General features: G+C 65.2%; 16 protein-coding genes and 1 riboswitch. Of the genes, 10 read left to right on the forward strand and 6 right to left on the reverse strand.

Translation table 11 applies throughout. The annotated features are described in order from the left end of the window. Positions 1-78 precede the first annotated feature (78 nt). Positions 79-1,392, reverse strand: a complete 1,314-nt coding sequence (ccrA, locus tag ACEQZY_RS03265; RefSeq protein WP_341702957.1) for a crotonyl-CoA carboxylase/reductase — start codon at positions 1,390-1,392, stop codon at positions 79-81. 319 nt (positions 1,393-1,711) lie between these two features. On the opposite strand from ccrA, the gene ACEQZY_RS03270 reads away from it, so the two are divergent. The 3 genes from ACEQZY_RS03270 to ACEQZY_RS03280 all read left to right on the forward strand — a co-directional run bounded on the left by ACEQZY_RS03270 (position 1,712) and on the right by ACEQZY_RS03280 (position 5,631). Then, on the forward strand, positions 1,712-3,691 hold the full coding sequence (locus ACEQZY_RS03270) for a protein meaA (protein ID WP_341702958.1): 1,980 nt from the start codon (positions 1,712-1,714) through the stop codon (positions 3,689-3,691). Positions 3,692-3,770: 79 nt separating this feature from the next. Continuing rightward, complete coding sequence (locus ACEQZY_RS03275; protein WP_370152227.1) at positions 3,771-5,288, forward strand: AAA family ATPase; 1,518 nt, start codon at positions 3,771-3,773, stop codon at positions 5,286-5,288. Between the two features lie 28 nt (positions 5,289-5,316). Continuing rightward, positions 5,317-5,631: a hypothetical protein gene (locus tag ACEQZY_RS03280; protein ID WP_370152229.1), complete on the forward strand. Its 315-nt coding sequence runs from the start codon at positions 5,317-5,319 to the stop codon at positions 5,629-5,631. Positions 5,632-5,747: 116 nt separating this feature from the next. On the opposite strand, the gene ACEQZY_RS03285 is transcribed toward ACEQZY_RS03280, so the two are convergent. From ACEQZY_RS03285 to gcvT, 5 genes are all read right to left on the reverse strand, one after another. Further along, a complete protein-coding gene (locus ACEQZY_RS03285; RefSeq protein ID WP_341702962.1) occupies positions 5,748-6,140 on the reverse strand; it encodes a hypothetical protein in 393 nt (130 codons plus the stop codon). A 181-nt stretch (positions 6,141-6,321) separates the two neighbouring features. Beyond that, a complete protein-coding gene (gcvPB, locus tag ACEQZY_RS03290; protein ID WP_370152232.1) occupies positions 6,322-7,890 on the reverse strand; it encodes an aminomethyl-transferring glycine dehydrogenase subunit GcvPB in 1,569 nt (522 codons plus the stop codon). Next, positions 7,887-9,227, reverse strand: a complete 1,341-nt coding sequence (gcvPA, locus tag ACEQZY_RS03295; RefSeq protein WP_370152235.1) for an aminomethyl-transferring glycine dehydrogenase subunit GcvPA — start codon at positions 9,225-9,227, stop codon at positions 7,887-7,889. Before gcvPA ends, gcvPB begins: the two co-directional genes overlap by 4 nt. 20 nt (positions 9,228-9,247) lie before the next feature. After that, a complete protein-coding gene (gene gcvH / locus ACEQZY_RS03300) occupies positions 9,248-9,619 on the reverse strand; it encodes a glycine cleavage system protein GcvH (RefSeq protein ID WP_341702964.1) in 372 nt (123 codons plus the stop codon). Between the two features lie 14 nt (positions 9,620-9,633). Next, positions 9,634-10,740, reverse strand: coding sequence for a glycine cleavage system aminomethyltransferase GcvT (gcvT, locus tag ACEQZY_RS03305; RefSeq protein ID WP_370152238.1), 1,107 nt, complete (start codon positions 10,738-10,740; stop codon positions 9,634-9,636). Between the two features lie 169 nt (positions 10,741-10,909). Further along, a riboswitch (glycine riboswitch) is annotated at positions 10,910-11,013 on the reverse strand. A gap of 184 nt (positions 11,014-11,197) precedes the next feature. Between gcvT and ACEQZY_RS03310 the strand changes: the two genes are divergently transcribed. The 7 genes from ACEQZY_RS03310 to ACEQZY_RS03340 all read left to right on the forward strand — a co-directional run. Beyond that, positions 11,198-11,737 (forward strand): Mpo1-like protein, encoded by a 540-nt coding sequence (locus tag ACEQZY_RS03310; RefSeq protein ID WP_341702966.1) that lies wholly within the window; start codon positions 11,198-11,200, stop codon positions 11,735-11,737. Between the two features lie 18 nt (positions 11,738-11,755). Further along, entirely contained in the window at positions 11,756-12,796 is a 1,041-nt protein-coding gene (locus tag ACEQZY_RS03315) for a cyclase family protein (protein WP_341702967.1), read from the forward strand. 217 nt (positions 12,797-13,013) lie between these two features. After that, positions 13,014-13,616, forward strand: a complete 603-nt coding sequence (locus tag ACEQZY_RS03320) for a hypothetical protein (RefSeq protein WP_341702968.1) — start codon at positions 13,014-13,016, stop codon at positions 13,614-13,616. A gap of 40 nt (positions 13,617-13,656) precedes the next feature. After that, positions 13,657-15,585: a methyl-accepting chemotaxis protein gene (locus ACEQZY_RS03325; RefSeq protein WP_341702969.1), complete on the forward strand. Its 1,929-nt coding sequence runs from the start codon at positions 13,657-13,659 to the stop codon at positions 15,583-15,585. Between the two features lie 93 nt (positions 15,586-15,678). Then, on the forward strand, positions 15,679-17,226 hold the full coding sequence (locus ACEQZY_RS03330; protein ID WP_370152243.1) for an acetolactate synthase large subunit: 1,548 nt from the start codon (positions 15,679-15,681) through the stop codon (positions 17,224-17,226). 216 nt (positions 17,227-17,442) lie between these two features. Continuing rightward, on the forward strand, positions 17,443-17,985 hold the full coding sequence (locus tag ACEQZY_RS03335; RefSeq protein ID WP_341702971.1) for a chemotaxis protein CheW: 543 nt from the start codon (positions 17,443-17,445) through the stop codon (positions 17,983-17,985). A gap of 277 nt (positions 17,986-18,262) precedes the next feature. Further along, the coding region (locus tag ACEQZY_RS03340) for a HAMP domain-containing protein (protein ID WP_370152246.1) at positions 18,263-19,136 on the forward strand (874 nt) is incomplete at its 3' end.

Consider the following 19,136-nt stretch of genomic DNA (forward strand, 5'->3'; position numbering starts at 1 on the left):
CAGAAGCGGTGGGCGGTCAATGATACGGATGTACGGCCGGCGGGATCGCTCCCGCCGGCCGGTCAGCGTCGAGAAGGGTTAGGCATTCCCCGCTTCGATCGCATCCTCAATCGTGCGCAGGCCGGGCGTCTTGGCACTGACCAGCACCGCCATGTTGCCGGGCTTGTGCTGGTTCTTCCACATCTTGGTGTGGGCCCGCGGGATGTCGGCCCAGGAAAACACTTCCGACATGCAGGGGTCCAGTCGCCGTTCGATCACCAGCTGGTTGGCCTGGCTGGCCTGCAGCAGGTTGGCGAAGTGGCTGCCCTGGATGCGCTTCTGGCGCATCCACACGAAGCGGGCATCGAAAGTGATGTTGAAGCCGGTGGTGCCGGCGCAGAACACCACCATGCCGCCGCGTTTCACCACGAAGCAGGAGACCGGGAAGGTCTGTTCGCCCGGATGCTCGAAGACGAAATCGACGTCATTGCCCTTGCCGGTGATGTCCCAGATCGCCTTGCCGAAGGCGCGGCATTTCTTCATGTATTCGGCATATTTCTCGGTATCCATCACCGGGGGCAACTGACCCCAGCAATCGAAGTCATTCCGGTTGATCACGCCTTTTGCGCCGAGGCTCATGACGAAATCGCGTTTCGATTCGTCGGAAATGATGCCGATGGCATTGGCGCCCGAGATCGCGATCAGCTGGATCGCCATCGAACCGAGGCCGCCGGCGGCACCCCAGACCAGCACGTTCTGGCCCGGCCGCAGGATATGCGGGCGATGTCCAAACAGCATGCGGTAGGCGGTGGCGAGCGTCAGCGTGTAGCAGGCGCTTTCTTCCCAGGTCAGGTGTCTGGGTCGCGGCATCAGCTGGCGCGACTGCACGCGGGCGAACTGCGCGAAGCTGCCATCGGGCGTTTCGTAGCCCCAGATGCGCTGGGTCGGCGAGTTCATCGGGTCGCCGCCATTGCACTCCTCGTCGTCGCCGTCATCCTGGTTGCAGTGGACGATGACTTCATCGCCGACCTTCCAGCGCTTCACGCGGCGGCCGACGGCATAGACGATGCCGGACGCATCCGAGCCGGCGATGTGGTATTCGGCCTTGTGCACGTCGAACGGCGAGATGGGCACGCCGAGGCCGGCCCAGACGCCGTTGTAGTTGACGCCGGCGGCCATCACGAGGATCAGCACCTCGTCGGCATCGATCTCCGGCGTCGGCAGCACTTCCAGCTGCATCGAATCTTCCGGCGGGCCGTGGCGTTCGCGCCGGATCGCCCAGCCATACATCTGCTTGGGCACATGGCCAAGCGGCGGAATCTCGCCGACCTCGTAGAGGTCCTTGTATCCACCCTTGGAGGGCGCTCCGTTCGTGGTCTGCAGCGCGACCACGGACCCACCCGCATTCGACATGGCGAAACTCCTTTTTGCTTCCCTGCCCCCCGGTTGGCGGGGGTGATTTCTGTCTTGTTGGGCCGGACCGGCCGGGATTAGCCTGGGCCGGCGCCGCGAGACGGCGGCTTGCAACCCGCCTGACATCTTTTCGCGTCAGCGAAAGAATGGCAAGATCATTTTGCAATGCAGCAGAGGTTATGATATTTCAGTTGCATGACGCAAGAGGCAACATAATAACCTTACGTCAACTTGACATGGAATAAAATTATGACCTCGACTCGTCCGGCGGAAGCCTTCGCCGCAAGAATCGTTCGCACTCGCACAAAAGGCTGAGGAAATGCCCGCTCGCGACAAACCCTGGCTGTTCCGCACCTATTCGGGCCACAGTTCGGCGAAAGCCTCGAATGCGCTGTACCGCACCAATCTCGGGCGCGGCCAGACCGGCCTGTCGGTGGCTTTCGACCTGCCGACCCAGACCGGTTATGACAGCGACCATGTGCTGGCCCGCGGCGAGGTCGGCAAGGTGGGCGTGCCGGTCTGCCATCTGGGCGACATGCGGGTGCTGTTCGACCAGATTCCGCTGGCGCAGATGAATACCTCGATGACCATCAATGCGCCGGCGGCCTGGCTGCTGGCCCTCTATATCGCGGTGGCCGAGGAACAGGGCGCAAACCGGGCCGACCTGAACGGCACGGTGCAGAACGACATCATCAAGGAATACCTTTCGCGCGGCACGTACATTTTCCCACCGGCGGCATCGATGCGGCTGATCACCGACGTGATCGCCTTCACCTATCGCGAGCTGCCGAAATGGAATCCGACCAATGTCTGCAGCTATCACCTGCAGGAGGCGGGGGCCACGCCGGTGCAGGAACTGGCCTACGCGCTGGCCACCGCGACGGCGGTTCTGGATGCCGTGCGGGATGGCGGCCAGGTACCGCCCGCGGATTTCCCGCAGGCCATGAGCCGGATCAGCTTCTTCGTCAATGCCGGCATCCGGTTTGTCACCGAAATCTGCAAGATGCGCGCCTTCGTCGAATTGTGGGAGGAAATCGGCCGCGAGCGCTATGGCGTCACCGATCCGCGCGCGCTGCTGTTCCGCTATGGCGTGCAGGTCAACTCGCTCGGCCTGACCGAGCCGCAGCCGGAGAACAACGTCTACCGCATCCTGCTCGAAATGCTGGCCGTGGTGCTGTCGAAGAAGGCCCGCGCCCGCGCCGTGCAGCTGCCGGCCTGGAACGAGGCGCTCGGCCTGCCGCGGCCCTGGGACCAGCAATGGTCGCTGCGCCTGCAGCAGATCGTTGCCTACGAGACCGACCTGCTGGAATACGAAGACCTGTTCGACGGAAACCCGGCCATCGAGAAGAAGGTTGCCGAGCTGAAGGATGCCGCCCGTGCCGAACTGAAGCGCATCGGCGATCTGGGTGGCGCGATCACCGCGGTGGAAAGCGGCTATCTCAAGCAGGCGCTGGTCGAGAGCAACACGGCCCGCGTGCGCGGTATCGAGACTGGCGACATCACCGTGGTCGGCGTCAACAAATTCACCGAGAGCGCGCCGTCGCCGCTGGTGGCCAGCGAAGGCGGTGCGATCATGACGGTCGATCCGGCGGCCGAGGCCGAGCAGATCGAACGGCTGAAGGCCTGGCGGGCGCAGCGCGACCAGAAAGCCGTGGATGCCGCGCTGGCCGGGCTGAAGGCAGCGGCACAGGAAGGCCGCAATATCATGGAGCCGAGTATCGCTGCCGCGAAAGCCGGTGTCACAACCGGCGAGTGGGCCGCCACCCTGCGCAGCGTGTTCGGCGAGTATCGCGCGCCGACCGGCGTGGCCGCCGCCGCAAACGCGCTGGCCGATGACGGCATGGATGAGCTGCGGGCCGAAGTGGCTGCCGTGGCCAAACGGCTCGGCCGCCCGGTCAAGCTGCTGGTTGGCAAGCCGGGTCTTGACGGGCATTCAAATGGTGCCGAGCAGATCGCAGTGAAAGCGCGCGACTGCGGCATGGAAGTGGTCTACGAAGGCATCCGCCTGACGCCCGAGCAGATCGTTGCCGCGGCCCTGGAAGAGGGGGTGCATCTGGTCGGTCTGTCGATCCTGTCGGGCAGTCATGTCGAGCTTGCCACCGAAGTGATCGAACGGATGCGCAAGGACGGCATCGGCGACGTGCCGGTGGTGGTCGGCGGCATCATCCCGCCCGAGGACGAGAAGCGTCTGAAAGCGGCCGGTATTGCCGGCGTGTTCACGCCGAAGGACTACGACCTGACCCAGATCATGCGCGAGATCGTGCAGTTGGTGGACCGCAGCTGGTCGAAGGCGGCCTGAACCCGCATCCTCGGGCCACACAGGCCGGGCCTTGCGCTGGGTCAAAGTTTCGTCACGGTCCTGATGTCATAATCGGGGCATGGCCGATGCAAATCCCGCCGATATCGCCGCGCTGTTCAATCCGCCGCCGGATGCGGTGATCGAGACGCATATCTCCAGGGTCTTCCTGTCAGGCGACCGCGCCTGGAAACTGAAGAAGGCGGTCTCGCTGCCCTATGTGGATTTCTCGACGCTTGAACGGCGGCACGCCGCCTGTGAGCGCGAGCTGGTGCTGAACCGTCGTACGGCTCCGGATCTCTATCTCGGCCTGCAGGCCGTGCGACGTGCCGCCGATGGCCGCCTGGCGCTGGATGACAAGGGCGTGATCGTCGACTGGCTGGTGGAGATGCAGCGCTTCGATCCGGAGCAGACCCTGGACCGGGTGATCGCCCGCGGCGAACTGACAACCGGCACGGTTACGGCGCTGGCTGCCGAGATCGCATGTTTCCATGAGGGCGCCGAGCGGGTGGACACGGATGGGGCCGCCGCCCTCGATGTCGCGCTCCGGGCCAACGAGGCCGGGTTCCACCGCCTCGACGCTGCCGCCCTGCCGGCAGCCGAACTGGCCCGCTATCGGGAGGCGCTTGGGCGGGAGCTGGCTGCGCAGGCCGGCCGGCTCGGAACCCGCAGGCCGGCGGGACGCATCCGGCGCGCCCATGGCGATCTGCACCTGCGCAACATCGTCCTGCTGGACGGCCATCCGGTTCTGTTTGACTGCCTCGAATTTGACGATGGTCTGGCAACCTGCGACACGCTGTATGATTTTGCCTTCCTGCTGATGGACCTGCTGGCGCGCGGCCGCCGTGATCTGGCGAATGCCGCACTCAGTCGCTATCTCGAAGTCAGCGGCGATCATGACGGCGTGGCCCTGCTGCCGCTCTATGTGGCGGTACGTGCGGCGGTGCGCTGCCATGTCGCGGCGCTCAACCCGGAGACCTGGCCCGAGGCGCGGCGCTACCTGTCGCTGGCGCGGTCCGCGCTTGTCCCGGCACATCCGGTCCTGATCGCCATCGGCGGCCTGTCGGGTACCGGAAAATCGACCGTCGCACGCACTGTTGCCCCGGCGGTTCATGCGGTCTGCGGCGCGGTCATCCTGCGCAGCGATGTGATCCGCAAGTCCCTGCATGGCCGGAATCCGCAGGAGCGCCTGCCGGCCGAGGCCTATTCGCCGGCAGCCAGCCAGCAGACCTATGCCGTGCTTTACGAGCAGGCACACCGCCTGCTGGCCGGCGGCAATGCTGTCGTCCTTGACGCGGTTTTCGGCCGTGCCGACGAGGCGGCAGCCGTGCAGGCCCTGGCCAAGGAAACCGGGGCGGAGTTCAGCGGCCTGTGGCTGGAGGCACCGGAAAACCTGCTGCGGGCGCGTGTGATGGCCCGGCGCAACGATGCCTCCGATGCCGATGCTGCCGTTGTGCGGTGGCAGTCGGCGCATCTGCAGGCACCGGAAGGCTGGTGCCACATCGATGCCAGCGGCAGGCCGGAGGATACGGTGGCCCGTGTTCAGGCGGCGCTGCCGGGCCACTGCCATCCGGTTGGCTTCGGGCTGCCGGAACGGTAGACTGGCTGCAGTCATTACGGAGACCGCCATGTGGTTCCTGCCTGCCCCGCCGCGTTCGGCTGCCGGGCGCATCCTGCTCAGCCTTGCCATCGGCCTTGGTTTGCCGGTGCTGCTGTTCGGCATCCTGCTGCTGCGGACCCAGGGCTACGAGCCGATGGGGCTGTGCATGCCCACGGTTGGCGGCATCCTGCCCATCGATATGAGCCGGGGCGGCGCGCTGCCTTATACCTGCGCTCTCAACTGGCGCTTTGTTGCCACCAGCATGCTGCTGCCGGGCCTCGGTTTCGCGCTGCTGGCCTGGCTGCTGCTGGGTCTGCAGCAGCAGGCCGAGGGCCGGGGCTGATCTGCAGTACCGGCGTCCGGCCAGGCCGCCAGTCGTCAGTTTCAGTGAAATCAGTTCCCGTAAAAAAGCCCGGCGGAGACCGCCGGGCCGGGCCGGGAGGCTGAGCGGAATGCCGGCTAGGCGGCAAAGTCCCACGAGGCATAGAGGGTGATGCCCGGCGACGGGGCGTTCAGGGCCAGGCCCAGGCCGGGATCGAGGTAATACGGCCAGATGATCTGCGACAGGGCGGTGGTGCCACCGCCGGTCGGCAGCACCAGGATATACCGGGTGGACGAGGGGCCGGGCGTCGGCGGTGGCGGCGGCAGCGAGCTGATGTTGTTGTCGGCATAGAGCTGCGCCGGGGTGCCCGGAATCGGACCGGAGCTGGTCAGGATCGCCGTGCGCAGGATCACGCCGCGCACATTCGAGCCGGACGGAATGATCACGGTCGGCGAGGCGCCGGTGGTGGTGTAGGCGACGGCATTCTGCCCGAGAAGCTGAAGCGGAACTTCGTTGATCGTGGCTGCCATGGGATTTCCCTTTGACATAGGACGGGGACCATTCCCCGGGTGCCACAATATCCACTTATAAGTGCAGTGTCCCTGGTGAATACCCTTTTAGGTACATGCCGACTTGCTTCCGCGCTGGCCCATGCGCAGCCGCCCGGCCAATGCTGGCCGGGCGGTCTGGCAATGCCTTGAGGGCCTTGATCTATTCCGCAGCCTGCCCGACAGGGGCGCCGTTGCTGCCCGGCTTCCAGCGCAGCACCGGGCTGCGGGCGGCACGGGTCTCGTCGAGACGCCGCCGCGGGGTCAGGCGGGGCGCGCCCTGGAACCAGGCCGCCTGATCGCCCTGCTTCGCCTTTTCGGCCAGGCCGCGCAGGGTGGCGACAAACATGTCGACGCTGTCCTTGCTTTCGCTCTCGGTCGGTTCGATCAGCATGGCGCCGTGCACCACCAGCGGAAAGTAGACCGTCATCGGGTGATAGCCCTCGTCGATCATCGCCTTGGCGAAATCCAGCGTGGTGACCCCGGTTTCCTTCAGGAAGTCGTCGTCGAACAAAGCCTCGTGCATGCAGGGGCCCTCGAAGCTGGGGCTCATCACGTCCTTCAGGCTGGCCATCACGTAATTGGCCGACAGCACGCTATCTTCCGAGACGCGCCGCAGGCCATCGCCGCCATGGCTGAGCATGTAGGCGAGCGCACGGATGAACATGCCCATCTGGCCGTGGAAGCCCTTCATGCGGCCGAAACTCTTGCCGTCATCCTGCTCGACGAGGCGGTAACCGATACCGTCATGCATCACGTAAGGTACCGGCACGAAATCCTTCAGGGCCTCTGACAGCACGACCGGACCCGAGCCCGGGCCGCCGCCGCCATGGGGTGTCGAAAAGGTCTTGTGCAGGTTGATGTGCATGGCGTCGATGCCAAGATCACCCGGCCGCACCTTGCCGACGATGGCGTTGAAATTGGCGCCGTCGCAGTAGAAGAAACCGCCGACGCCATGAATCATGTCGGCCACCTTGCGGATGTCGCGCTCGAACAGGCCGCAGGTGTTGGGGTTGGTCAGCATGATCGCCGCGACGTCGGGTCCCAGCTTGGCCTTGAGCGCGTCGAGGTCGACGCGGCCGTCCTCGGTGGCCGGGATCGGGTCGACCACATAGCCGCACATCGCCGCGGTGGCCGGGTTGGTGCCGTGGGCGGATTCCGGCGCCAGGATGCGCTTGCGCACATCGCCGCGCGCCTTCAGGGCCGCACGGATCGCCATCAGGCCACAGAGCTCGCCATGGGCGCCGGCGGCCGGCGACATCGCCACCGCTGGCATGCCGGTCAGCGTCTTGAGCCAGCCGGCAAGCTGGTCGATCAGTTCCAGCGCACCTTGCACGGTGGAGACCGGCTGCAGCGGGTGGATGTCGCCCAGCCCGGGCAGGCGCGCCATCTTCTCGTTCAGGCGCGGATTGTGTTTCATGGTGCAGGAGCCGAGCGGATAGAGCCCGGCATCGATGGAATAGTTCTTCTGGCTCAGCCGCACGAAATGGCGGATCACCTGCGGCTCGCTCAGGCCAGGCAGGCCGATCTTTCCGGCGCGCTTCAGGCCGCCGAGGCGGTCGGCGCCCTTCGGCGCGTCTGGCAGGTCGACGCCGGTGCGGCCGGCCTCGCCCTGCTCGAAGATCAGCGCCTCTTCCATCAGCAGCCCGCGGTTGCCGGTGATGGTGCCGGCGGCCTCGCTTTCGGCCTGCTGGTTCGGGGTGGTCGGGCGTCCCTGACGATTCAGCATCACAGCACCTCCTTCAGGGCGGCGACGAGGACATTGATGTCGTCCTCGGAATTGGTCTCGGTGGCAGCCAGCAGCAGTACGTTGTCCAGTGCCGTGTTGCCCGGATAGAGCCGCACCGCCGGCACGCCGCCAAGGATCTTGCGCTCGGCCAGGGCCTCGACCACGGCCGTTGCCGGCCTGGGCAGCCGCACGGCGAATTCGTTGTAGAAGCTGCCGGTCAGCACCTCGACGCCCTTCAGCGCGGCCAGCCTGTCGGCAAGTTGCACGGCCTTGCCGTGGTTGATCGCGGCCAGCCGGGTGAAGCCGGCTTCGCCCAGCAGGCTCAGATGGATGGTGAAGGCCAGCGCGCAGAGGCCAGAGTTGGTGCAGATGTTCGAGGTCGCCTTCTCGCGGCGGATATGCTGCTCGCGTGCCGACAGGGTCAGCACGAAGCCGCGGCGGCCATCCTGGTCGACGGTTTCGCCGCACAGACGGCCCGGCATCTGGCGCACGTATTTCTCGCGCGTGGCGAACAGGCCGACATAAGGTCCGCCGAAGCTGAGCGGCACGCCGATGGCCTGGCCCTCGGCCACCACGATATCGGCACCCATCGCGCCCGGCGGCGTAACGAGGCCAAGCGAGGTGACCTCGGTGACCACCACGACCAGCAGGGCGCCCTTGGCCTGGCAGGCTTTGGCGAGACCCGACAGGTCGCGCAACTGGCCGAACACGCTCGGGTTCTGCACGACGACGCAGGCGGTGCTGTCGTCGATCAGGCTGCTCAGGTCTTCCGTGCCGTTCAGATCAACGGGTGCTGAGACATAGGGCTGGTCAGTCTGGCCCATCAGGGTGGTGACCACGTCCCGGTAATGCGGATGCAGGCCGCCGGACAGCACGGCCTTGGTTTTTTTTGTCACGCGCTGGGCCATCAGCACGGCCTCGCCGGCGCCGGTGGCACCGTCATAGAGCGAGGCATTGGCGACATCCATGCCGGTGATCATCGCCACCTGGGTCTGGAATTCGAACAGGTACTGCAGCGTGCCCTGGCTGATCTCGGGCTGGTAGGGTGTGTAGGAGGTCAGGAATTCCGAGCGCTGGATCAGATGGTCGACCGCCGCCGGGATATGGTGGCGATAGGCGCCGGCACCGAGGAAGCAGGGCACTTCCGAGGGCGACAGGTTCTTCTTTGCCAGCCGGGCGAATTGCCGCTCGACCTCCAGCTCGCCCTGGTGCGGCGGCAGGTCGATCGGCGCGTTCAGCGCATCAGCAGGCACGTCCTTGAACAGCGCGTCGATTCCGGACGCGCCGACCACCGCCAGCATGTCGCGGCGGTCGGCTTCGGTCAGACCAAGATAGCGCATCGGGCGCTCCTTACAGGGATCTAGAGAGTCTTGAGAAAGGCGTCATAGGCAGCCTGGTCCATCAGGGCATCCAGTTCGGCCTTGTCGGCCACCTTCAGCTTGACGAACCAGCCGCCGGTCTGGGCCTCGCGGTTGACCAGTGCCGGATCATCGGCAATGGCCTGGTTGCCCTCGACGACCTCGCCGCCGACCGGCGCGTAAACTTCCGAGGCGGCCTTGACAGATTCCACAACCGCCACTTCGTCACCCGCCGCGACCTTCCTGCCTGGTGCCGGCAGGTCGACGAAGACCACATCGCCGAGCTGGCTCTGGGCGTAATCAGAGATGCCGATGGTGGCCACATCGCCGTCGAGACGGACCCACTCGTGGTCCTTGGTGTAGCGAACGGTCATGGGGATACGTCTCCTTACTTGGCGTAGCGTTTGGTGATGAAGGGAAGGGTGCAGGTCCGGGCCGGCAGGGTCTTGCCACGCACCGACAGGCCGAGCGGCGTGCCGGCTTTGGCGTATTCGGTGGCGACATAGCCCATGGCGACGGGGGTATCGACGCTGGGGCCGAAGCCGCCGGAGGTGATCACGCCGATCTTCTCGCCCGCCTCGTTCAGTACCTCGGTGCCCTCGCGGGCCGGCGCGCGGCCCTCGGGCTGGATGCCGACGCGCTTGCGGGCGACGCCGTCCTTCAGTTGTTGCTGCACGATGGCGGCGCCGGGATAGCCACCCTCTTCGCGGCGGCGTTTCGAGATCGTCCAGGCCAGCCCGGCCTCGATCGGCGTGGTGGTCGTGTCGATATCATGGCCATAGAGGCAGAGGCCGGCCTCGAGGCGGAGGGAATCGCGGGCGCCGAGGCCGATCGGCTTCACCTCCGGCTGGGCGATCAGCCAGCGGGCGAACTCCTCGGCCTGGCCGGCGGCCAGCGAGATTTCGAAGCCGTCCTCGCCGGTATAGCCCGAGCGGGTGACGAAGGCCTCGTATTTGCCCAGAGCCAGGGTTGCGCCCATGCCGAAGCTCATGGCCGGCATCACGCTGTTCAGCCGGCTGAGTACTGCCACTGCCTGCGGGCCCTGCAGGGCGATCAGCGCGCGGTCTTCCAGGTATTCGACCTCGCACCCCTTCAGGTTGTCCTGCAGGTGTCTGATATCCTGTTCCTTGCAGGCCGCGTTGACGATGACGAAGAGGTCCCGGTCGCGCTTGTTGACGATCAGGTCGTCGAGAATGCCAGCCGCATCATTGGTGAAGACCGTGTAGCGCATCCGGCCGACATCGAGGGCAACGAGGTCGCCGGGCACCAGGGCCTCCAGCGCCTTGGCCGGGTCGGCGCCGGTGATGCGCACCTGTCCCATATGCGAGACATCGAACAGGCCGGCGGCGGCGCGGGTGTGCCTGTGTTCGGTGAGGATGCCGGCGGGATACTGCACCGGCATGTCGTAACCGGCGAAGGGAACCATGCGCGCGTCCAGCTCTTTATGCAGCGCATGCAACGGCGTGACTTTGAGGTTTTCGGCTGTATCGCCCAAGCGTCGGGTCCCTTCAGAACAGAGTCGGAGTCGCCCGGGCGGATGGTTTCGCCCGACGCCCCCTCTGTCCCGGGACCTGAGAGATTCGCAGCACCGGATTCTGGGGCCGGCCTGCTTACTCCTTCGGTGGGACCGGGCTTGGACCCCCGATCCGCTTTCCAGAGTGTCGCCAGTCCGGGCGGTCCTTTGGCCTGAGAGTTTCCGGGGCGGTTGCTCCTTCGGCGTGCCGGCCCCCGCTTATTCCGGGTTTGGCACCTCTCCCGCCGAACTGAATGCGACGCGGCGAGAATAGATTGCGGTGCAATAGAGTCAAACTGATTCCGGCCGTCGCTACGGAACCATGGAATTCCTGCGATTGACAAAGGGTTAGAGGAGCTTAGGCTTATCCACAGCAAAGGCGCCGCCGCGCGACTCGGGGCGAGTCGCGGCCGAGACGGATGCCGCTGGAGGAAACGCCATGAACCCGTTCTTTGTCAGACAGATGGCCATGTATTCCGCCTATCATCGCGATGCCCGCAACCGGGCCACCCATTTCATCGGCATCCCGGCCATCGTATTTGCGATTTTCATCCCGCTGCACTGGCTGCCGCTGGCCGAGCTGTGGGGGGGCGAGCGGGTGATCACGGTGGCGACCGTGCTGTGGCTGGCCACCGGCATTTTCTATCTCTGGCTCGACCGCACCATCGGAGGGCTGATGGTGCTGGCCGGCTTCGCGCTGCTGATGCTGGCCGAACAGGTGGCGCAGATCGGCAGCATGACCGGCTGGATCGCGTTCGCCGTGTTCTTCGTCGGCGGCTGGGTATTCCAGCTGGTCGGCCATGTCTTCGAGGGGCGCCGCCCGGCTCTGGCCGACAACCTGCTGCAGGCCCTGATCGGCCCGATGTTCCTGATTGCCGAGTGCGTCTTCGCCGCGGGGCTGAAACACGACCTGCACGAGGCAGTCGAGGCGCGCTGGAAGGAGTATTCGGTGGGGGCCATGCAGGCCCGCGCCGCCTGAGCAACCGACAGGGGATCAATGTCACGCTGGAAGAACCGGCCCGAGGGGTCGAACTGGGGCGAGTTCGGGCCGGATGACCGGCTTGGCAGGGTCAACTGGATCACGCCGGAGAAAGTGAAGCAGGGGGTGGCCGAAGTGCGCGACGGGCGCAGCTTCTGCCTGTCGCTGCCGCTGGAATATCCCGGCGGCAACCTGCTCAATCCGCGCCGCTTTCCACCGCAGCTGTTTGCCGTGGTGCGCGAGGGCCGGCCGAATATGGCGCTGCCGCTGTCGATGTATGACCCGCATGTCACGGATGTGTCCAGCGACGATGCGGCCCTGCTGTACCTGCAGTATTCGACGCAGTGGGACAGCTTTGCCCATATCGGCTCGATGTTCGATGCCGATGGCGATGGCCAGCCGGAGCGGGTTTTCTACAATGGCTGGCGCGGCGGCAGCGACGTCCCCGATGTGCCCGACCGCAATATTGGCGAGCCGCGGCTGGAGCGGTTCCCATCGCCCGGCACCGAGGCGCTCGGCATCCACAATTTCGCCCGCCACGGCATGCAGGGGCGGGGTGTTCTGCTCAACCTGAAGGACGAGGTCGGCGAGACGCGCGACTGGATCGGCTACGACCGGCTGATGCGCATCATGCAGGCGCAGAAGGTGGAGGTCGGGAAGGGCGACATGTTCTGCCTGTATACCGGTTTCGGCGACGTGATCCTGTCGATGCAGAAGAAGCCCGATCTGCAGAGGCTGGAGAATTCCTGTGCCGTGCTGGATGGCCGCGACCAGGCCTTGCTGAAGTGGATCACGGACAGCGGCCTGTCCTGCCTGATTGCCGACAACTACGCAGTCGAGGGCCTGCCGGCCAAGCCGGTGGACGGCAGCCACGCAATGCTGCCGCTGCATGAGCACTGCCTGTTCAAGCTCGGGGTGCCGCTGGGCGAGTTGTGGTATCTGTCCGAGCTGGCAGCGTATCTCAAGCAGAATGGCCGCAGCCGTTTCCTGCTGACTGCGCCGCCGTTGCGCCTGACCGGTGCGGTTGGCTCGCCTTCCTCGCCGATCGCAACGGTCTGAGGACAGCAAGCAGGCTTTTGAGAGGTCTGTACCCGAGATGCACGCTGCTGCATCCCGGTGTGCACCGCATCCACTCTTTATGGTAGTCAGTGGAGTGAGTGTATCGACGCGTTATTGAATTTTTACTCCTGCCGGTTTGTCTGCTGTGCCATGGTCGCAATCACAGAATGAGTGCGACCCACAGAATAAGCAGTCGCGTGAACCGAGGGAGAAACCAATGACCATCTATCCGCGCATCCGTATCGCCATCATTGCTGTCGCCGCCGCTGTCGCTCTGGCGGTCGCGCCACAGGTGCAGGCGCAGGATCATGCCCCCAAGGCGAAAGCCTGGGCAGAGAAAACGCTGAAGGGCTGGATGCAGGATGCCATCGTTGTCGAAGCCGTGAAGGCGCAGAATGCCAAGCATGCCGGCCTTACCCAGGACAAGATCGATGCACTCGACAAGCAGTGGCGTGCCGAGACCAAGGGGGGCAGCAAACCGCTGATCGACTCCGTGGTGGGCAACGCCCTGTCGGTCTGGCTGAAGAAGAGGGAAGCCGAGTCCAAGGGGCTGGTGACCGAGATCTTCGTGATGGATGACAAGGGCCTGAATGTCGGCCAGTCGGATGTGACCTCGGATTACTGGCAGGGCGACGAGGCCAAGTGGCAGAAGACCTATTCCGTTGGCCCTGGCGCTGTCTTCGTCGACAAGGTCGATCAGGATGAATCGACCCAGAAGTTCCAGACCCAGGTCAGCATGACCGTGGTCGATCCTGCTTCCGGCAAGGCCATCGGAGCCGTCACGGTCGGTCTTGATGTCGAATTGCTGATGGAAATGTGAACGGCTCGCCTGTATCGCCGACCTGAACAGGAGACACATCATGCAAACCGCTACGTTGACGTCGTCCCCGCAGATCGCGGGGGCGAGGCGGACCGGGCTGCGCCTGTCGCTGTCGCAGAAACTGGGCCTGCTGATTGCCGTCATTGTCTGTATCGCGGTTTCCCTGACCGTGCTGCAGCAAATCCGGACACGCCATGGCGATGCCGAGGCCGGTTTCCGCGATGCCAACCTGCAGGTCGCCGAACTGATGGCACAGCAGATTTCCGGCGGCGTGCGCTGGAATAAGCCGGATACGATCCTGCCGACTTTCGAGGGGGTGGCGGAATTTGAAGGCAGCTCGCTTGCGAATGTTGCGGTCTTCAATGCCCAGCGGGAACCGATTGTGGGTTTCGAGGGCAAGCGCTATCCGGTCTACGGCAAGCTGGCCGGCGACTTCACCCCCGCCATGGAGGCGGACCTGAAGGCGGGCAGGACCGTCGCATATTCGAATGGCCAGCATTACATCATCGCCGCGCCGGTGCAGGCGGGGAAGAACAGGGACTATGTCGGCGCCATGCTGACGGCGTTCAGCCTGCGCAATCTCAATGCCTCGCTCGATGCCGAGACCCGGCAGTCGATGATCGCCGGCATTCTGCTGCTGGTGGTCCTGCTGGCAGCCCTGGTACTTGGGACCCAGCTGCTGGTCAGCCGGCCGCTGCGGCGGCTGTCGGGCACGATCAGCGACCTGATTGCCGGGCGCCAGGATGTCAGTATCCCGAGCCTCGGACGGCGCGATGAGGTCGGCGACATTGCCCGCAGTCTCGATGTCTTCAAGGCGCAGATCGCAAAAAACCAGCAGCTACAGCAGGAAAATGCCCGGACCCAGGCCGCTCAGCTCGCCGAGCGCGAGGCCGCCGAAACCGAACGGCAGCGGCAGGAGGATTTGCTCGACCGCTCGGTGGCCCGGATTCTTGAAGCGGCCGTCGATGGCGATCTCGGGCGGCGCATCGAAACCGGCGAATTGCGGGGTGCCGCACAACGCATCGGCGACGGGATCAACCGGCTGCTGGATGTGACCGACCGCTCGCTGCAGCAGATCAGCGGCATGATGGCGGCCATGGCCGAAGGCGATCTGTCCCGGCGGATCAATGGTGACTTTGCCGGCGTGTTTGCCCGCATCCAGACCGATGCCAACGGCATGGCGAGCCGGCTGACCGAGATCGTCGGGCGACTGGTCGATACCAGCCGGACCGTACGCGACGCTTCCGGAGAAATCTCTTCGGGCAGCCAGGACCTGGCGCAGCGCACGGAAAGCCAGGCGGCCTCCATTGAGCAGACGGCCGCGTCGATGCATGAGATCACCACGACGGTGCGACAGAATGCCGACAATGCCCAGGCAGCAAACCAGCTGGCCAGTACGGCACGGGACACTGCCGAGAAAGGCGGCGCGGTCGTCGAGCAGACGGTTACCGCGATGAGCGGCATAGAAGCCAGCGCACAGAAGATCGTCGATATCGTCGGCCTGATCGACGAGATCGCCTTTCAGACTAATCTGCTGGCGCTGAACGCCTCGGTGGAAGCCGCGCGGGCGGGCGAGGCCGGAAAAGGCTTTGCCGTGGTGGCCCAGGAGGTGCGCGCCCTGGCCCAGCGTTCGGCCAATGCCTCGAAGGACATCAAGGCGCTGATCACGGAGTCCAACGCACAGGTGAAGACCGGTGCGGCGCTGGTAGGCCAGTCCGGCGCTTCGCTTGGTGAAATCGTCGATGCGATCAAGAAAGTGTCCGACATCGTGGCCGAGATCGCCGCCGCTTCCCGCGAGCAGGCCACAGGCCTCGAGCAGATCAACACGGCAGTCGGCGGCATGGACGAGATGACCCAGCGCAACGGGGCGCTGGTGGAGCAGACCACGGCCTCGGCCCAAGCGCTGGCCAATCAGGCGGTCGAGCTTGCCGAGCTGGTGGCTTTCTTCCGGACGGATGCCGCTGCGTAAATCATGCCGGGCAACCGCTCAGTGCGCGGACGACTTGCGGAGCAGGGCCCCGATCTGGTTTGATCGCGGCCCTGTTTGCAAGGAGGAAGCGCGATGAATGGGGCCGAGAGTCTGGTCCGTACCCTGGTGGCGTCCGGCGTCGATACCTGTTTCGCCAATCCCGGCACGTCGGAGATGCATTTCGTTGCGGCTCTCGACCATGTTCCCGGGGTGCGCTGCGTGCTCGGCCTGTTCGAGGGGGTGGTCACCGGCGCCGCCGATGGCTACTGGCGCATGACTCACCGGCCGGCGGCCACGTTGCTGCATCTTGGTCCGGGTCTCGCCAACGGCCTTGCCAACCTGCACAACGCCCGCAAGGCCGGTTCCGGCATTGTCAATGTGGTGGGCGAACATGCCACCTATCATCTGCAATACGATGCGCCGCTGACGTCCGATATCGACGGCATTGCCCAGCCGGTTTCGGCATGGCTCGGTCGCGCCCGGGCGGCGCATGACGTGCCGAAACTGGGGGCCGAGGCGGTGGCGGTGGCGCGCAGCGGCTCCGGCCGCATCGCCACCATGGTGCTGCCGGCGGATACCGCCTGGACCGAGGTGACCGGGCCGGCGCCGGTCCTGCCGGTGCCTGCACGCGCGAAGGTGGACGACAGCGCGATCCTTGCGGCGGCAACGGCCCTGAAAAAAGCCGGCCCGCGCGGCATGCTGGTGCTGGGCGGCCATGCGCTGCTGCGGCCCTGTCTGCTGGTGGCGGCACGCATCGCCGCGGCGACCGGTTGCCGGCTGTCCAATCCCGGTGCCAGCGCGCGCATGGAGCGCGGCGGCGGCCTGCCGCATGTCGGCCGGGTGCCGTATATCCTGCAGCAGGCATTGTCCTACCTGAAGGACACGGACGAGATGGTGCTGGTGGGCGCCCGCCGGCCGGTCGCCTTTTTCGCCTATCCCGGCCAGCCGAGCCTGCTGACCCCTGACAGCTGCCATGTCACGCCGGTGGCCGATGTCGATGACGATCTGCTGGACGCGCTGGAACGTCTGGCCGATGCGGTGAAGGCTCCGAAGACGGTGCCGGCGGCACCGGCCCTGCCCAAGCCCGCTTTACCCGGCGGCGCGCCGAGTTTCGAGAAGATCGCCGCTGCCATTGCCGCCCTGCTTCCCGATCATGCCATCGTGCTGGATGAGTCGCTGACCTCCGGTCGCGGCATTTTTGCCGCCAGCGAGGCATCCGGTCCGCATGACTGGCTGCAGAATATGGGCGGCTCGATCGGCTACAGCCTGCCGATGGCGGTGGGGACGGCGATTGCCTGTCCGGATCGCAAGGTGATCGCACTGACTGGTGATGGCAGCGCCTTCTACACCCTGCAGGCCCTGTGGACGATGGCCCGTGAGAAGCTGGACGTGACGGTCGTGATATTCGCCAACCGCTCATACAACATCCTGCGCGGTGAACTCGCGAATGTCGGGGCGGCCAATCCGGGGCCGCGCGCCATCGACATGCTGACCCTCGACCGTCCGGATCCGGACTGGGTGGCGCTGGCCAGGGGGCACGGCGTGGCGGGCATCCGGGTTGAGGATATGGACGGCTTTGTCACTGCCTTTGCCGACTCGGTACAGGAAAAAGGTCCGCGGCTGATCGAACTGGTGCTGTGAGCCGGCCGGACCTGTGGTTAATGCACCGATTCTGTTTGCAGAAAGGCCGGAAATCGGGTTTTATTCAAGGGCTTCCTGAAGCATCGAGACGGGTTATGTCCGGTGCCGGCCCGACCGCCGAAGGGGCCACTGCCAACTCGAAACCCATCCCATCCGGGCCAGCGCCGCCCAGTGTTCCCGGGGCGGCGCCGCGGATAGCGTCGAAAGCAGAAAGCCATGACCACTCCAGCCACCATCCCGACCGCCGGTGACGAGAAACTGCCGCAGGCGGCAAAACAGTCGGGCCAGGCCCTGCAGACGGCAGGCCGGCACACGACCCAGGAGATTCTCACCTTCACCATCGGCAAGGAGGCCTACGGGCTGGATCTGCTGACGGTGCGGGAAATCCGCGCCTGGACCGACGTCACCCCGCTGCCCAACACGCCGCCCTTCGTGCGCGGCGTGATCAACCTGCGCGGCGCCGTGGTGCCGATTTTCGATCTGCGGGTGCGGCTGGGTGCCGATGCCACCGAGCCGACCAATGCCAATGTGGTGATCGTCGTCGAGATCGGCGACCAGCTCTGCGGCCTGCTGGTGGATACCGTTTCCGATATTCTGGCCCTGTCCGATGATGCCATGCAGCCCGTGCCGGCGACGGCGGCAGATGCCGACCACAATTTCCTCAGCGCCCTGGCGACACATGAAGACCGCATGGTGGCCCTGATCGATGTGGCGCGCCTGTTCAATCGCGGCGTGCCGCAGGTTTCTGAAGCCGCCTGACCTCTCGGCAGCTGCCAGCTGCCGCCCTGATCCCCATGGCCGGCCCTGTTGCGGGGCCGGCCATTTCTGTTTCTGCGGGGTCATGTCCGTCTGTATATTTTTTAGAATAAGAACAAGCGAAAACACCACCAAAGATAGCAATCACGGGGTTGCACTGGTGGTGGTATCTATCCTTTTGCCGAACACCTTGCGGCTGTGGGATGATAACCCGGCATAAAAAAGCAGGCTGTGCTGCCGGACCCGGTATCGCAGCAGAACAGTCCGGGAAGGAAACAGGATGTCCATCGCCTCCAATATCAGAATAGCGCCGCGGGTGCTGGCCGTGGTCGCGCTGCTTGCCATTGCATCGGCGGCCATCGGCTATATGGGTGTGGTCTCGCTGGACCGGTATGAGCGCCAGACCAACCTGATGGTCGATGTCGCCCGCCAGACCCAGTTCGGCGAGCGGCTGAATGCGCTGGTCTATGCTGTGGTGATGGATTCACGCGGCGTCTACATGTCCGATGATGCCAAGGATGCGAAACGCTTCGCCGACGGCATCAACCGCTTCACCGGGCAGATCGACGAACTGATGGCGGAGTGGAGCCGGCTGGTCGGGCCCGATGCGGTAAAGACCGAAGGGGCGCAGAAATTCATCGGGCTGGTCAACGACTTCCTCAAGTTCCGGCGCGAAACCGCGCGCCTTGGCGTGGAAGTCGGCCCGCAGGCAGCCAACGAGCAGGGCAACAACGACGCCAATCGCGCCAACCGTCAGGCGCTCAACCAGGCCATTGTGGCGATCAACAAGCAGAATGCTGAACGGCTGATCGCCGTCAATGATGCACTGACCGGCTATTACAATACCCAGAGGCCGTTGCTGATCACCATCACGGTGGTGGCGATTGCGGTTTCGGTGATCCTGGCCCTCTATGTCGTGATCATGACGGTGACGCGGCCGATCAGCCGGATCACCTCGGTGATGAAAACGCTTGCGCAGGGCGATACCGGCGTGGCCGTCACCGGCAGCGAGCGGCGCGACGAAATTGGCGAGATGGCTGGCGCGGTTCAGGTGTTCAAGGACAGCATGATTGCGCGTGAGCAGGCGGAGGCGGAGATATCGCAGCAGCGCGAGGATTCCGAGAAGCGCCGCCAGGAGCGCGAGGCGCGCGAGC

Source organism: Ferrovibrio sp. (genome assembly GCF_964218355.1).
Classification (GTDB): domain Bacteria; phylum Pseudomonadota; class Alphaproteobacteria; order Ferrovibrionales; family Ferrovibrionaceae; genus Ferrovibrio.